The organism is Hymenobacter artigasi (genome assembly GCF_012275535.1).
Classification (GTDB): domain Bacteria; phylum Bacteroidota; class Bacteroidia; order Cytophagales; family Hymenobacteraceae; genus Hymenobacter; species Hymenobacter artigasi.
This window is the reverse complement of the sequence record NZ_JAAVTK010000001.1, coordinates 743,061-757,793: the sequence shown is the minus strand read 5'-3', so window position 1 is coordinate 757,793 and position 14,733 is coordinate 743,061. Positions and strand designations below refer to the sequence as shown.

Annotated in this window: 12 protein-coding genes; 11 read left to right on the top strand and 1 reads right to left on the bottom strand. The window is 60.8% G+C overall.

Annotated features, from left to right (window positions below):
- The first annotated feature begins 385 nt into the window (after positions 1-385).
- The 3 genes from HBN54_RS03045 to HBN54_RS03035 all read left to right on the top strand — a co-directional run bounded on the left by HBN54_RS03045 (position 386) and on the right by HBN54_RS03035 (position 4,091).
- Positions 386-1,609 carry an OmpA family protein gene (locus HBN54_RS03045; protein WP_168671650.1) on the top strand — a complete coding sequence of 408 codons (1,224 nt, stop codon included), beginning with the start codon at positions 386-388 and terminating at the stop codon, positions 1,607-1,609.
- Between the two features lie 91 nt (positions 1,610-1,700).
- The gene (locus HBN54_RS03040) at positions 1,701-2,753 is read left to right on the top strand and encodes a PorP/SprF family type IX secretion system membrane protein (protein WP_168671649.1); all 1,053 of its coding nucleotides are present in this window, start codon (positions 1,701-1,703) and stop codon (positions 2,751-2,753) included.
- Positions 2,754-2,822: 69 nt separating this feature from the next.
- Positions 2,823-4,091 (top strand): SUMF1/EgtB/PvdO family nonheme iron enzyme, encoded by a 1,269-nt coding sequence (locus HBN54_RS03035; RefSeq protein ID WP_168671648.1) that lies wholly within the window; start codon positions 2,823-2,825, stop codon positions 4,089-4,091.
- 165 nt (positions 4,092-4,256) lie between these two features.
- Here the strand turns inward: HBN54_RS03035 and HBN54_RS03030 are convergent, their stop codons facing one another.
- Complete coding sequence (locus HBN54_RS03030) at positions 4,257-4,958, bottom strand: ComF family protein (RefSeq protein WP_168671647.1); 702 nt, start codon at positions 4,956-4,958, stop codon at positions 4,257-4,259.
- Between the two features lie 211 nt (positions 4,959-5,169).
- Here HBN54_RS03030 and HBN54_RS03025 point away from each other — a divergent pair, with 211 nt between their 5' ends.
- The 8 genes from HBN54_RS03025 (at position 5,170) to mnmG (ending at position 14,658) form a co-directional block, all read left to right on the top strand.
- Positions 5,170-5,583 carry a carboxymuconolactone decarboxylase family protein gene (locus tag HBN54_RS03025; RefSeq protein WP_168671646.1) on the top strand — a complete coding sequence of 138 codons (414 nt, stop codon included), beginning with the start codon at positions 5,170-5,172 and terminating at the stop codon, positions 5,581-5,583.
- The gene (locus tag HBN54_RS03020) at positions 5,580-5,972 is read left to right on the top strand and encodes a hypothetical protein (protein WP_168671645.1); all 393 of its coding nucleotides are present in this window, start codon (positions 5,580-5,582) and stop codon (positions 5,970-5,972) included. Before HBN54_RS03025 ends, HBN54_RS03020 begins: the two co-directional genes overlap by 4 nt.
- Positions 5,973-6,037: 65 nt before the next feature.
- Entirely contained in the window at positions 6,038-6,808 is a 771-nt protein-coding gene (locus tag HBN54_RS03015) for an exodeoxyribonuclease III (protein ID WP_168671644.1), read from the top strand.
- Positions 6,809-6,970: 162 nt separating this feature from the next.
- Positions 6,971-10,489 (top strand): DUF4175 family protein, encoded by a 3,519-nt coding sequence (locus tag HBN54_RS03010; RefSeq protein WP_235955351.1) that lies wholly within the window; start codon positions 6,971-6,973, stop codon positions 10,487-10,489.
- A 162-nt stretch (positions 10,490-10,651) separates the two neighbouring features.
- On the top strand, positions 10,652-11,098 hold the full coding sequence (locus tag HBN54_RS03005) for an ATP-binding protein (RefSeq protein ID WP_168671643.1): 447 nt from the start codon (positions 10,652-10,654) through the stop codon (positions 11,096-11,098).
- Positions 11,099-11,114: 16 nt separating this feature from the next.
- Entirely contained in the window at positions 11,115-11,612 is a 498-nt protein-coding gene (gene ybeY / locus HBN54_RS03000) for an rRNA maturation RNase YbeY (protein ID WP_210427913.1), read from the top strand.
- A 142-nt stretch (positions 11,613-11,754) separates the two neighbouring features.
- Complete coding sequence (locus HBN54_RS02995; protein ID WP_210427912.1) at positions 11,755-12,489, top strand: GNAT family N-acetyltransferase; 735 nt, start codon at positions 11,755-11,757, stop codon at positions 12,487-12,489.
- A gap of 300 nt (positions 12,490-12,789) precedes the next feature.
- Positions 12,790-14,658, top strand: a complete 1,869-nt coding sequence (gene mnmG / locus HBN54_RS02990; protein WP_168671642.1) for a tRNA uridine-5-carboxymethylaminomethyl(34) synthesis enzyme MnmG — start codon at positions 12,790-12,792, stop codon at positions 14,656-14,658.
- The last annotated feature ends 75 nt before the right edge of the window (positions 14,659-14,733 follow it).

The window sequence follows — 14,733 nt, the reverse complement described above, 5'->3', positions numbered from 1 at the left end:
AAAGGTAAAACGCTGGCTGTGCCACAATTTGAGGCAAAATCGACGAGCGGCCCGTTTTAACCGAGCAGTAATAACGGCGATAGGCTCAACAGTTGGCGGCGATGCCCCTCAATTCGCCCTTCACCAGGGCCAGCTATTGACACTTTATTATCAAAAAAGTGAAATTATTGAATTAGATTATTCATAAATAATTATCTAATTATTCTATCGTAATTTCTGCACTATCTTTGGCCTGGGGTGGACAATTTGGGTATCTATTTGGTATCAGGTACCTATGCAAGCTGCTCGAATAAAGCCAGCAGCCGGCCATTGCCCAGCTATCTGCTTACATACCAAAAGCTTGCTTTTTCTGACCAGGGCTTTACGCCCCTATTTCTGCATTCATATGAAGCGTTATTTACCAGCTATTCCTTTGGTCGTGCTGGGGTGGCTACTGGGAGCGGCCCAGCCCGTCCAAGCCCAAAACCCGGCCATGAGCCTGATGGGCAGCGTGCAATCCGATTCGCAGGCCCCCCTGCCGGGCGCGGCCATCACCGTTATCCACCTGCCGTCCGGCGTGCGTCACGCTGCCGCTACCGATGCGGCCGGCCGCTTCATGGTCGCCAATCTCATGGTGGGCGGCCCGTACCTGATACGGGTGGGCGAGGGCGGCTACCGCCCGCAGACGGTGGAGAATATTTTCCTCGAAACCGGCAAAACCACCAACTTCACCGTCACGCTGAACAAGCTCAGCGATGCACCCGGCAAAGCCAGCAGCCGCAACAACGCCCCCAGCACGCCCACGCTGGCCCTAGCCGATGAAGCCGCAATAGGCGGCCCCGTGCTGGTAACTACCCTCAGCGGTGCCCCGCGCCCTGCACCCGCTGCGGCCAGCACCAGGCCCACCGCCAGCCACGCCACGAGCAAGGCCGCCCCAGTGCCCGCGCCAGCTGCATCCCCGCCCATGCCGGCCGCTTCGGCGCCTGCTCCCGCACCCGCACCCGCTCCCACTACCCCGGCAGCAGCCGCAGCCCCCGCCACGGAACGGTACCCGCGCTACAGCCGCTACCCCGCCCGCCGCCCGACCGACCGCGTGGCTGACCCCATCGTGCCGGGCCATTTTGATGCCAAAACCGGCAACTACCTATACGATACCGGCCAGCCCACCACGCTCAAGCTGCCCGGGGGCGGCACCGTCCCGAACGTGGGAGCCAACTCGACGGAGAGCAACCTCTTCCGCTTCCTGAGCGACCCGCAAATGCAGGTCGACTCCGTGGACCTGACCCGGGGCTGGTACAATTTCGACCGGGTGTATTTTGAAGCTGGCAAGGCCACGCTCACGCCCGAGTCCGTCAGCCAGCTGCGCAACATTGCCACGCTGCTGCGCGCCTACCCCAAAACCCGCCTCAAGCTCGGCGGCTACACCGACGATACCGGTACCTACAAGGTAAACAAAGAGTTGAGCGAAGCCCGCGCCCGCACGGCCTGGGCCAGCCTGGTCGAAATGGGCATCAGTCCCAGCCGCCTCGACGCCCGCGGCTACGGCCCCAATTACTCCATCTCCTCCAACGCTACCGAAGAAGGCCGCGCCCAGAACCGCCGCCTGAGCGTGAAAGTGCTGCAGAAATGAGCCCCGGCCATTCCGGGCCTGGCCGGGCCGGGACGTATCTTCGCCAGGCCGGTGCACTAATTCGCGCCGGCCTGGCGTTATGCCGTTTCGTATGCCAGAGCCTCCTTCCCCGTTGTTTAGCAAGCTGATACGCCCCACGTTGCTGGCCGGGCTGCTGGCGGCGGGTGCCACCGGCAGTGCCCACGCGCAGGATGTCTTTTTTTCCCAGCCCTTTGCCACCCGGCTGCACACCAATCCGGCTTTCACGGGCCTGGTCGATGATTACAGCGTCACGCTGAGCTACCGCAACCAGTTTCCCAGCCTGGCGGGCTCCTTCGTGAGCACCCAGCTCGCGGCCGACCTGCGCACCAACTCGCCCGGCCAGCACCACGCCCTCGGCCTGCTCCTCAACCAGGACCGCACCGGCGCGGTGGGCTACACCCGCCTCGAAATCGGCGGCCTCTATGCCTACCACACCCGCCTCACCAACACCATTGCCCTGAGCGGCGGCCTGCGCACCAGCTACGGCCGGCAGCGCGTGGGATATGACAATTTCGTGTTCGGCGACCAGATTCGGGAAGATGGCAGCGTGGGCGGCCCCTCGGCCGAAGCGCTGGACTTTGCGCCCGTCAACTATTTCAGCGTGGGTACCGGCGTGGTGGTGTATTCCGAGCAGGGCTGGCTCAGCCTGGCCGGGCAGCACCTCAACCAGCCCAGCCTGGGCTTTCGCAAGCAAAGCCAGCTCCCACTTTCGCTGGGCATTTCCGGCGGCTATAAACTCTTCGTTATCAAGCCCGGGCAGGGGGTAGCTACCCGCGAGGTTAGCTACACGCCCGTAGCGGCCTATACGCGCCAGGGGGGCTCGCAACGCATCGAAACCGGCGTGTACCTCACGGCCTCACCCGTAACGCTCGGAGCGGTGTACCGCAATATTTCGCTACCCAATAGCGTTAGCCCCCAACACGTACTCGCCGTGGTAGCGGGCATTCAGGCCGGGGGCCTGCGCCTTGGCTACAGCTACGACGTGGGCCTGAGCCGCCTAAGTGCCGATTTGGGCGGTGCCCACGAAGTCACGCTGGCACTGCGGGCGTTTGACCGATTGGAAAATGCCCATCGTCGCCTAAAAAGGCGTGTTTACCCGGTAGCCCCTTGCCCGGTATTTTAATATTTTGTATTATTGCGTCCTAATTGCGCTTGCTAACCCCTCCTCACCCATACGGATTTTAACTTTGTTATGAAATTAAATAATTATCTACGCTTAGCTTTGGTGGGCGCGATAGCCCTCGCCGGCTGTAGCAAGAAGGGTCCGGCCTCGGCCACGAACCCCGGTAAATATTCCTCTACGACGGGTATCGAATACAATACGGAGAAGGGCATGGCAGTTGCCAACTTCAAGAAAATTCCCGAAGGCCCCGGCCTCGTGTTTATTGAAGGTGGCCGCACGGTGCTGGGCTCGCAGGAGGAAGACGTGACCATGACGCACGACAACATCGAGCGCACGGTCACCATCGCCTCGTTCTACATGGACGAAGCCGAAGTAGCCAACATTCACTGGCTCGAATACCTGCACTTCATCCGCACCGACTCCGCGGAAGAGTTCTATAAGTCGGCCCTGCCCGACACTACCGTTTGGGCACGCGACTTGTCGTTCAATGACCCCTACGTGACTTACTACCTGCGTTACCCCGGCTTCCGCTTCTTCCCCGTGGTGGGCGTGAGCTGGCTGCAGGCCGATGACTACTGCACCTGGCGTACCGCCAAGGTAAACGAGCGCCTCGCCTCCGGTGGCGACAGCAAGGGTGGCAAAGGCGGCCTGTTTGGCAAGAAAAAAGACAAAGGCGCTGCTGCCGGTGCCGAAGGCACTGCCGGTGCCGCTGGTGCCCTGGGCAACGGTAAAAGCACGACTTCCATCGAAAACGGCAACACGCTGCCCAACTATCGTCTCCCCACCGAGGCGGAGTGGGAGTACGCCGCTCAGGCCCTCGTAGGCACGCAGGAAGTGGGCAACGAAAACCAGGAGGAGAAGCGCATTTATCCCTGGGATGGCAAATCGACCCGCAACGCCTACGGCCGCAAGCAGGGCCAGTTCCTGGCTAACTTCAAGCGGGGCCGGGGTGACTACGCCGGCATCGCCGGTAGCCTGAACGACGGCGCCATGATTACCGAGCAGGTGTACGCCTACCCGCCCAACGACTACGGCCTCTACAACATGGCTGGCAACGTGAACGAGTGGGTGCAGGACGTGTACCGCCCCCTCTCGTTCCAGGACGTGGAAGACCTGAACCCCTTCCGCCGCAACGGCGTGGGTGACCCGGCCGACAAATACGACAAGAAAGGCTACCAGTCGCTGATTGACGACCATGTGCGCGTGTACAAAGGCGGCTCGTGGCGCGATGTGGCCTACTGGCTCTCGCCCGGTACGCGCCGCTTTATGGCCGAAGATTCGGCCACGGCTACCATCGGTTTCCGTTGCGCGATGATTAACGCCGGCAGCAACAAGTAAGACCACTGATTAGCACGGATTTCACGGATTTTGTGGACGCTGCCCGACCAAAAAAGGCTTGCCATCTGGCAAGCCTTTTTTGTTGCCTAAATAGCAGTAAAACAGCTCACTCATGCCGTCCACAAAATCTGCGGAATCCGCTAAAATCCGTGCTAATCCGTGGTTTTAGCGGTCTGCGCAGGCAATGGCGGCAATGCTAACCTCGGCCGCGCCGGCAGCCAGCAGCACCGCGCCGCAGGCTTCGAGGGTAGCGCCCGTGGTAAGCACGTCGTCAACGATGAGGATGCGACGGCCAATGATAAGTGCCGGGTCTTCGATTTCGAACACCGTGGCCACGTTTGCCCAGCGTTGGGCGCGGTTCTTTTTGGTTTGCGTTTTGGTGTTGGTATTGCGGCGCAGGGCGGTGTTGGCAGCCGGCACTTTCAGGCCTTCGGCCAAGCCGGTGGCGAAGGCGGCAGCCTGATTGTAGCCGCGCTTGGCCAGCTTGCGCGGGTGCAGCGGCACGGGGATGATGAGGTCGAAATCAGTGGCCAAGCCTGCCGCGAGCAGCTCGGCCCCGTAGAGTTGGCCCAGGGCCGTGCCCACGTCGCGCTGGCCCTGATACTTAAGCTCGTGCAGCAGGTGCTGCACCCGGCCGTGGCGCACGAAGCGCAGGTAGCTCAGGGCGTGGCGGATGGGCAGCTTGCCCCAGAAGCGGCGGCCCAGCGGGTTTTGGTCGGGCGGCAGCAGGTGGTAGTCGGTATAGGGCAGCTCGGCCCGGCAGCCAGTGCAGAGGTGGTTTTCGCCGGTCACGAGGGGCTCGCGGCAGGCCAGACATAGACGCGGGTAGATGAGGCCGACGAAGTCCTGCCACAGGGTGCGGAGCATGGCGGTAGAGTGGGGGAAGGGTTTGGGAGTAATTTTGAGGGAGCAATGTAGCCGATAGTGCGACGTCATTCACTATAAGCCCGTCATGCAGAGCGTAGCGAAGCATCTTGCCCGCTACCAGTAATCCAATCGACAGGAGTTAGTGATGGCGGGCAAGATGCTTCGCTACGTTCTGCATGACCGTTCTTTTTTCTCAGAATATCCAACTAAAATGTCCCAAGTAACCGAATTCAACGAGTACCGCCAGCGGATGAACGCCACCATCCTGGCGGCTGATAACAAAGTCATCAAGCGGTTTTTTAACCTCGACACCAACACCTACGCGGCCGGCGCGCTCGACGTGAAAACCAAGGAAATGCTGGGCCTGGCCTGCTCCATGGTGCTGCGCTGCGATGATTGCATCAAGTACCACGTGGGCAAATGCTTTGAAGAAAAGCTGACCGACGAGGAGATTTATGAGATATTCGCCATTGCCAACATCATCGGCGGCAGCATTGTGATTCCGCACTTCCGCCGCGCGGTGGAGTACTGGGAAATCCTGAAATCGGAAGCGGGTGCCACGGCCCACGATGGCGCAGCCCTGGCCGCCCACAAAGCCGAACACGACGGCCAGCCCACCGCATGAGCGACGACCTGAACCACGCCGCCCCCGCCGCACACCACGAGGATGAAGCCGACTTCGACGCCCGCTGGGAAACCCTGATGGTGGAGATGGAAGCCCGCTTCGACAAGCGCCCCGATTTGAACGCCCTGCTGCTGCTCATCGGCATTCAGGAGCTGAATCAGGGCCTCACCACCTTCACCAAGGAGGAAAAGCAGGACCTGATGCACATCGCCACCTGCCGCCTCTTTAGCCTCAGCGGCCACTACGAAAAGACGCACGTGGACGCCGATGGCTGGCCGCACTACAAGCTGCTGCGCCCCGTGCCCTTCGCCAACCTGAAGGAGCAGGAGCGCATGCTGAAGTGGCACGTACTGGAATATTTTGCGCTGGACCCGGGCGACGATTTATAAGTTGATAGCCCGTCAGGCAGAGCTGCGCTCTGCCTGACGGGCTATTTTTTTCAAGTCAACACGCAATGAAAATCGTTTCTTACAACGTCAACGGCCTGCGCTCGGCCCTGAGCAAGGGCCTGCTGACTTGGGTGGCCGAAGCCTCGCCCGACGTGCTGTGCCTGCAGGAAATAAAAGCCAGCCGCGAGCCGATGGACATTTCCGGCTTTGAGAAGCTGGGCTACCACGCCTACCTGCACCCGGCCCAAAAGCCGGGCTACAGCGGTGTGGCTACCTTCTCGAAAACGGAGCCTAAAGCCGTCATTCATGGCTGCGGGCAGAGCTGCTACGATGACGAGGGCCGCGTGCTGCGGCTCGATTTTGAGGACGTATCGGTGCTGAACACCTACATGCCTTCGGGCACGAGCGGCCCGGAGCGGCAGGCCTTCAAGGTTGAATGGCTGCACTTTTTTCGCGACTACGTGGCAAAGCTGCGGGCTGATGGCAAGACCCCGCCGCTGCTCATCGGCGGCGATTTCAACTGCTGCCAGACAGCTATCGACCTGCACAATCCCAAGGCCAACCAGAACAGCCCCGGCTACACGCCCGAGGAGCGGCAATGGTTTAAAGATTTCCTGAATGATGGGCTGGTCGATACCTTCCGGCACCACCACGGCGAGGCCGTGGGGCACTATTCGTGGTGGAGCTACCGGGCCGGCTCGCGCGGCCGCAACGTGGGCTGGCGCCTCGACCACTGGCTGGCCGATACGGCCCTGCAACCCCGCCTGACCGGCGCGGGTCTGTTGCCCGACGTGGTGCATTCGGACCACTGCCCGGTGTGGGTAGAAGTCATGTAGCACATGCTTTAGCTTGTGCCCGTCAGGAAACTACTAACCCCGTTTCGCCGGTTATGCCCGCAGATGCGGCGTTGCGCTCGTGCAGCAATCGTTCGAAAGGACGGCCAATGCACAAGCTAAAGCATGTGCTACGTTGTATCTTTCCCGACTAAGACCTGATTTATGGCGATGTTGATGGAGCGCGGCGCTGCGGCAGGCCAATACCCCGCCCTGGCGCGGGTAAGGACGGAGCTGGAGGCCTTCAAGCGCAAGTTTTACCTGAACCTGCTGGTGCGTGGATTGCTGGTAGCCGGCGGGCTGCTGCTCACGTTTTTCGTGGCCTTCAACGGGCTTGAATACTTCCTGTACCTGCCCACGGTGGTGCGGGCCGGGCTGCTGTTCGGCTTCATCGGCCTCACGGTCTACAGCTTTGCTCACTGGATTTGGACGCCGGTGGCGGCCCTCACCAACCTGCGCCGGCTGCTGAGCGATGAGCAGGCCGCCCGCCGGGTTGGCGAGATTTTTCCGGAAGTGCAGGACCGGTTGGTGAATGCGCTGCAGCTGCAGGGCCAGGCCCGCGACAATGCCCTGATTGCCGCCAGCCTGGAGCAGCGCGCCGCCCAATTCGGTCAGTATTCATTTGCCGAGGGCATCAACATTCAGCAGCAGAGCAAGCCGCTGTGGAAGTACGCAGCCATTCCGGCCGCCGTGCTGCTGGCGCTGCTGGCCTTTTATCCCAGCTTCCTAGTGCAGGGTACCGAGCGCATCTGGCATTACAAACGCGCGTATTCACCGCCCGCGCCTTTTCAGTTTTTGATTAAAAACCCGAAGCTGACCGCATTTCGGGGCGAGGATTTTACGTTGGACGTGGGCGTGGCTGGGGCAGCGTTGCCGGCCGATGTGAGTATTGCTTTTAATGAGGGGGAGCGGCGGCTGAGCAAGGTGGCCGGGCGCGGCGATGCCTTCCGCTACACGTTTGAGCAGCCGCAGGGTGACGTGACGTTTCAGCTGAAAGGGGCGGGGTTTGCTTCGCCCGAGTATAAGCTCACGGTACTGGAGCGGCCCAATCTGCGCGACTTCAAGGTCAATATCACCTACCCGCCCTACACCGGTAAGGCGGCTGAAACCATCGAAAACGGCGGCAACCTGACGGTACCGGAGGGCAGCACGGTGCGCTGGGAGTTTGCCACGGCCGCCACCGATGAACTGGCCCTGGTTTTCCAGAACCCGGACGAAACACTGGCCGCTACCGGCGACGATGGCACGTTCACGGCTACGCGGCGCATCCTGCGCTCGCAGCCCTATTTGCTGCGCCTGAAAAACCCGGCCAGCCTCAACCGCGACCCGATTTCCTACCAGCTCACGGCCGTGCCCGATTTGCCGCCCGCGCTCACGCTGGAAGCTTTTTCGGATACCGTGACGCGGCGCTTTCTGGCGCTGGGCGGCACCGTGCGCGATGACTACGGCCTCACCCGCCTGGAGCTGCACTACGCCCTGCGCCGCGCCGGACAGGGTCCGAATTCGGCCCCCAGCCGCCAAGGCGCTACGCCGCTGGGCCTGCCCCGCGAGAGCGCCGGCACCTACGCCTACACCTGGAACCTGAACGCACTGAACCTGCAGCCCGGCGACCGCCTCGAATACTATGTGGAGGCCTGGGACAACGACGGCGTGCACGGCCCCAAAGCCACCCGCACCCGCCCGGCCGAGTTCCGCCTGCCCAGCCGCCGTGAATTGCGCCAGGAAATGAAAGCGCAGGCCGAATCTGTGGCCAGCCAGATGAGCCAGGCCGCCAAGCAGAGCGAGAAGCTGGAGCGCGAGCTTGCCAAAACTCAGGACAAGCTGAAAACCAAGCGTGACCTGAGCTTTCAGGACCGCAAGCAGCTGGAAAACATGCTGGACCAGAAAAACCAGCTGAACCAGCAGATGGAACAGATGCAGAAGATGTTTGAGCAGCTGCAGCAGAAGCAGGACCAGGCCAGCCCCAAAAGCGAGGAGCTGGCCAAGAAAGCCGAGGAGCTGAAAAAGCTGATGAATGACCTGCTCGACCCCGAAACCAAGAAGCTCTACGAAAAGCTGCGCAAGCTGCTGGAAGAGCAGAAGCAGCCCGATGCGGAGATGCAAAAATTGCTGCAGCAGCTCGAAAACAAGGAAGACACCCTACAAAAGGAGCTCGACCGCGCCCTCGAAATGTTCAAGCAATTGCAGCTGGAGCAAAAGGCTGAAGAAACCGCCAACAAGCTCGACGAATTGGCCAAGCAGGAGGAAAAGCTGGCCGAAAAGACCGAGCAGAACGACAAGGAAAACCCTGATAATAAGGCATCGAACCAAGAACAAAAAGCTAAGCAGGAACAGCTGAAGCAGGAGCAGGCCGAGAACCAAAAGGAGTTTGAAGACCTGAAAAAAGAGCTGCAGGACCTCAAGCAGATGGACAAGGAGCTCGACAACCAGAACGGCATGGACGAGCAGAAGCCCGACCAGGAGCAGACCGACCAGGACATGCAGGAAAGCCAGCAGAGCCTGAGCAAAAACCAAAACAAAAAGGCCGCCGGCCAGCAGAAAAGCGCTGCCTCGCGCATGAAAAAAATGGCGCAGAAAATGCGCGACCAAATGAGCGAGGAGGAGAGCGACCAGGCCCAGCAGAACATCGATGACCTGCGCGACATCCTCGACAACCTGCTCACCCTCAGCTTCGACCAGGAAAGTCTGATGAAGGACTTCCGCAAGGTGGACCAGAGCGACCCGCGCTTCGTGCAGCTGGGCCAGACCCAGCGCAAGCTGCGCGACGATGCCAAGATTATTCAGGACTCGTTGTATGCGCTGGCCAAGAAGGAGCCCAAGATTCAGAGCTTCGTAACGCGGGAGGTGGGCGAGATGAACGGCCGCATGGACGAGTCGCTCACCCACATCCAGCAGCGCGATTTGGGCCGCGCCACCGCCACCGAGCAGCAGGCCATGACCAGCATGAACAACCTGGCCCTGATGCTGCAAAGCTCCCTGCAACAGATGCAGCAGGAAGCCCAGGCCGGCAAAGGCCAGCCCAAAGACGGCCAGGGCAAGCCCGGCAAGAAAAAGGGCAAGGGCAAAGGGCAGGGCCAGGGCAGCAAGCCCGGCCCCGGAAACATGGGCAAGATGCAGCAGCAGCTCAACGAGCAGATTCAGCAGCTGTCGAAATCGGGCAAGTCGGGCCGCGAAATGTCGCAGGAGCTGGCCAAGCTGGCCGGCCAGCAGCAGATGCTGCGCCAGGCCATGCAGCAGCTCGATAAATTGCAGCAGGGCGGCAAGCCCGGCGGCTCGCAGGGCCAGGGCAAAGACGGCAAGGATGGCAAAGAAGGCGGCCAGAACAACCCGAACGGCAAGGACGGCAAAGGCGACCAGGGCGCGGGCGGCACCGGCGACATCAAAAAAATGATGGAGCAAACCGAAACCGACCTCGTGAACAAGCGCCTCACTGAGGAAACCATGATGCGCCAGCAGCAAATTCTTACCCGCTTGCTGGAAGTGGAAAAATCGGCCCGCGAGCGCGACCAGGACACCAAGCGGGAGGCGCAGGCGGCTCAGTATAAACCCCCGGTTTTCCCGCCGGCGTTCGATAAATACCGAGTTAGTAAGGAACGCCAGACCGAACTACTACGTAGTACACCCCCGAACCTCACTCCGTATTATCAGCGCGAAGTGGGCGAATATTTCCAGAAAATCAAATAATCCGGGCAGCTTCCCATCCAAGCGGGCGGCGGTTTCGTTAACCAATTAGTGTACTGTTAGAACCACGCCCGATGGGGTCGCAGAAATAGTTGCGGTGCTTTGCCTTTAAAAGACTATTTTTGCCGCCCCAAAGAGCTCCCGCTCTTTCCATCAAACCACCCTATGAAGCAGGTAAAAATTCAGATTCCGTCGCTTGTTGAGAATATCCGCGTCGTTGAAAGCTTCATCGACAATTCCAAGGATACCTTTCAGATTGAGGACGATATCTACGGCAACATCATGGTGGCCGTGACCGAAGCAGTGAACAATGCTATTCGCCACGGCAATAAGTTCGACAAGGACAAAAACGTCTACCTATCGCTCTACGTGGAGCCGCAGCAGCTTAAGTTCGAGATTGAGGACGAAGGCACGGGCTTCAACTACGATAACCTCGACGACCCCACGGCCCCCGAAAACCTGGAGAACCCGGGTGGTCGCGGCATTTTTCTCATTCGTCACCTCGCCGATGAGGTGGAGTTCAGCAAGGAGGGCCGCTGCCTGCTGCTCACGTTCCAGCTGGCCCCCGCGCCCGCCGACGAAACCGCCGCCGCCGACCACCTCGCCGCCTAAAGCCGCCTGATTCCGCATGAACAGCACCCCGCCGCTGGGCCCGCCCCACAACGAAAATTTCCCGCCCGGCGAGCTGCACCACGAGGCCCCGGGCGTCGAGTTCATGGTGGAAGATGCCCCCGATTTTGAGCTCTCCGACGCCGAAAGCCTGCTGGAGTGGATTGAGCGCGTAGCCAAGGTACACGAGCACCGCATTGTGCAGCTCACCTACATCTTCTGCTCCGACGACTACCTGCACCGTCTCAACGTGGAGTACCTGGCCCACGATACGCTCACGGACGTCATCACTTTCGATAACTCCGATGACGCCGACATCCTCGAAGGCGACATCTTCATCAGCATAGAGCGCGTGCGCGACAATGCCCAGGACCTCGGCATCCCGTTCCGCGACGAGCTGCACCGCGTCATGATTCACGGCGTACTACACCTGCTCGGCTACCACGACAAAGACCTGCTGAGCCAGACGGCCATGCGCGCCAAGGAAGACTACTGCCTGGCAATGCGGGCATTCTAGTTGGTTTACTGAAAAATAATCAGCACGTCATGCTGAGCTTGCCGAAGCATCTCTACCGCGCCAGTAACTAGATACTGCTGCGGTAGAGATGCTTCGGCAAGCTCAGCATGACGTTCTTTTATCCGTTGCCCCGCCCCGCGATATGGCTGCTTCATCTTCTGCTGAATTCCCCGTTATCCGAGGCGAAGCGCTGGATTTTTACCTGGCGCAGGGCTACTACCGCATGCAGCAGGACCTGTTCACCTGCCAGTTTGTACCCTTCGATGGCCGCCTCTACACCGCCCACTGGCTGCGCCTCGACCTGGCCCGCGTGGCGTGGGGCCCCGAGCAGCGCCGGCTGCTGCGCCGCAATGCCCGCTTTGCCGCCACCATCCGCCCGTTCCGCCTCACCGACGAATACGAGGAGTTGTACGCCCGTTACCGCGCCGCCATTACTTTCGATGCCGCGCCCACCATTGAGGCCGTGCTGCTGGGCGGGGCCGCCCACAACGTCTTCAACACCCAGATTATGGAGCTGCGCGATGAGGGCAAGCTTATTGCCGCCGGCGTACTCGACTACGGCGAGCGCACCCTCGCCGGCATCCTCAATTTCTACGACCCCGCCTATCACAAGCACAGCCTCGGCAAGTACCTGCTGCTGCTCAAAACCGACTACGGCCGCCGGCTCCATTTCGACTACTACTACCCCGGCTACCTGGTGCACGACTACCCCAAGTTCGACTACAAGCTCTTCGCCTGCGCGGCGGCCACGGAGGTGTTCGACAGCATCGGCGGCCAGTGGCTACCTTATTCCCGGGAAGCAGTGCAAGCCAATTCGGCCGAGCTTTTTGCCGAGTGGCTGCCCGAGGATTTGCAGGGAATGACGACCAACGAGTAATCCAGAACGGTGTAGAGACGCATCTTTGCGTCTCATCGTTGAACGGTTACGTGAGGACGGTGCGGTTTCGGCCGTTCAACGACAAGACGCAAAGATGCGTCTCTACACCTACGCCACAACCCGTTTTGCCCGAAACTGGCGACCGGGACCAAATTGCGTAATTTTGTAGCTATCAACGCCGCGCGACATTTTTTCGCGCCAGGTTTCGCCAAGTTGAAATCAAGTTTCGCAAAGCTTGGTTCTAGCTTTTATCGCCTTGGCGAGACTTAAATTTTAAACTTCGCGAGAATTCGCGCTCCTATGTTTCAGCAAGAAGAATACGACGTCATTGTAGTGGGCGCGGGCCACGCCGGCTGCGAAGCCGCTGCCGCCGCCGCCAACCTCGGTTCGAAAGTGCTGCTGGTGACGATGAACATGAACACCATCGCCCAGATGTCGTGCAACCCGGCCATGGGCGGCGTGGCCAAGGGCCAGATTGTGCGCGAAATCGACGCGCTGGGTGGCCAGTCGGGCATCATCACCGACCAGACCATGATTCAGTTCCGGATGCTGAACCGCTCCAAAGGCCCCGCCATGTGGAGCCCGCGCGCGCAAAGCGACCGCATGCGCTTCGCCGAAGCCTGGCGCCTGACCCTGGAAGGCATCGCTAACGTGGACTTCTGGCAGGAAGCCGTGACCGGCATCGTGGTGGAAAACGACACGGCGGTGGGCGTGAAAACAGCCCTCGGCATCGAGTTTCGCGGCAAGTCGGTGGTGCTCACCAACGGCACCTTCCTGAATGGCCTTATCCACATCGGCGAGAAGAATTTTGGCGGTGGCCGGGCGGCCGAGAAAGGCAGCCGGGGCATTACGGAGCAGCTGCTGGAGCTGGGCTTTGAGGCCGGGCGGATGAAAACCGGCACCCCGCCCCGCGTAGACGGCCGCAGCCTCGACTACTCGAAAATGGAAGCCCAGGGCGGCGACGAGGTGCCGAGCAAATTCTCCTACCTCGACACGCCGCGCCTCACGCAGCAGCGCCCCTGCTACATCACCTACACCAACGAGCGGGTGCACGACATCCTGCGCGAGGGGTTCGAAAAGTCGCCCATGTTCCAGGGCCGCATCAAGGGCCTGGGGCCGCGCTACTGCCCCAGCGTGGAGGACAAAATCAACCGCTTCGCCGACAAGGACCGCCACCAGATTTTCGTGGAGCCCGAAGGCTGGAGCACGGTGGAATGCTACGTGAACGGCTTTTCGAGCAGCCTGCCCGAGGACGTGCAGTACCGCGCCCTGCGCGAAATCGCGGGCTTCGAGAACGCCAAGATGTTCCGCCCCGGTTACGCCATCGAGTACGACTTTTTCCCGCCCACGCAGCTGGCGCTCACCCTCGAAACCAAGCTGATTGCGGGGCTGTATTTCGCGGGCCAGATTAACGGCACTACGGGCTACGAAGAAGCCGCCTGCCAGGGCCTGATGGCCGGCATCAACGCCCACAACAAGGTCCACGGGCTCGCGCCGTTCGTGCTCAAGAGGAGCGAGGCTTACATCGGCGTGCTCATCGACGACCTCGTGAACAAGGGCACCGACGAGCCCTACCGCATGTTCACGAGCCGCGCCGAGCACCGCATTCTGCTGCGCCAGGACAATGCCGACCTGCGCCTCACGCCCCTGGGCCACGAGCTGGGCCTGGCCTCGGACGAGCGCCTGGCCCGTGTGCGGATGAAGGAGGCCCAGACCGCCGAAATCGGCCTACTGTTCCAGAAATTCGCCATCGAGCCGGCCGAAATCAACCCGATGCTCACGGAGCTGGGCTCAGCCGAAATCCACGAAAAAACCCGCGCCGTGAACCTGCTGCGCCGCCCCAACGTGGAGCTGGCCGACCTGCGCCGCGCCCTGCCCGCCCTGGAAGATGCCCTGGCTGCCTACGATGCCGAGGCGCTGGAGCAGGCCATCATCAACATCAAGTACGAGACGTATTTGCTGAAGGAACAGCAGCAGGCCGAGCGCATGCAGGAGCTGGAAAACTTCGTGATTCAGGGCCGGCTCGACTACCGCGCCATGCCCGCCCTTAGCCACGAGGCCCGCGAAAAGCTCCTCAAGATTCAGCCCGAAACCATTGGGCAGGCCTCGCGCATCAGCGGCATCTCGCCGGCCGACGTGTCGGTGCTGATGGTGTACCTAAATCGCTGATTTTCGCTGATTAACCGTGATTTCGCTGATTGTAGCTCGGCTCCTCACGGAGAGACAGAAGGCCACTCCTGGTAG

What these genes read in the sequence shown, in the direction of transcription:
- HBN54_RS03045 (WP_168671650.1), top strand. Translation starts at nt 386, where the DNA reads ATGAAGCGTTATTTACCAGCTATTCCTTTGGTCGTGCTGGGGTGGCTA.
- HBN54_RS03015 (WP_168671644.1), top strand. Translation starts at nt 6,038, where the DNA reads ATGAAAATCGTTTCTTACAACGTCAACGGCCTGCGCTCGGCCCTGAGC.
- HBN54_RS03040 (WP_168671649.1), top strand. Translation starts at nt 1,701, where the DNA reads ATGCCAGAGCCTCCTTCCCCGTTGTTTAGCAAGCTGATACGCCCCACG.
- HBN54_RS03035 (WP_168671648.1), top strand. Translation starts at nt 2,823, where the DNA reads ATGAAATTAAATAATTATCTACGCTTAGCTTTGGTGGGCGCGATAGCC.
- HBN54_RS03020 (WP_168671645.1), top strand. Translation starts at nt 5,580, where the DNA reads ATGAGCGACGACCTGAACCACGCCGCCCCCGCCGCACACCACGAGGAT.
- HBN54_RS03025 (WP_168671646.1), top strand. Translation starts at nt 5,170, where the DNA reads ATGTCCCAAGTAACCGAATTCAACGAGTACCGCCAGCGGATGAACGCC.
- HBN54_RS02995 (WP_210427912.1), top strand. Translation starts at nt 11,755, where the DNA reads ATGGCTGCTTCATCTTCTGCTGAATTCCCCGTTATCCGAGGCGAAGCG.
- ybeY (WP_210427913.1), top strand. Translation starts at nt 11,115, where the DNA reads ATGAACAGCACCCCGCCGCTGGGCCCGCCCCACAACGAAAATTTCCCG.
- HBN54_RS03010 (WP_235955351.1), top strand. Translation starts at nt 6,971, where the DNA reads ATGGCGATGTTGATGGAGCGCGGCGCTGCGGCAGGCCAATACCCCGCC.
- HBN54_RS03030 (WP_168671647.1), bottom strand. Translation starts at nt 4,958, where the DNA reads ATGCTCCGCACCCTGTGGCAGGACTTCGTCGGCCTCATCTACCCGCGT.
- HBN54_RS03005 (WP_168671643.1), top strand. Translation starts at nt 10,652, where the DNA reads ATGAAGCAGGTAAAAATTCAGATTCCGTCGCTTGTTGAGAATATCCGC.
- mnmG (WP_168671642.1), top strand. Translation starts at nt 12,790, where the DNA reads ATGTTTCAGCAAGAAGAATACGACGTCATTGTAGTGGGCGCGGGCCAC.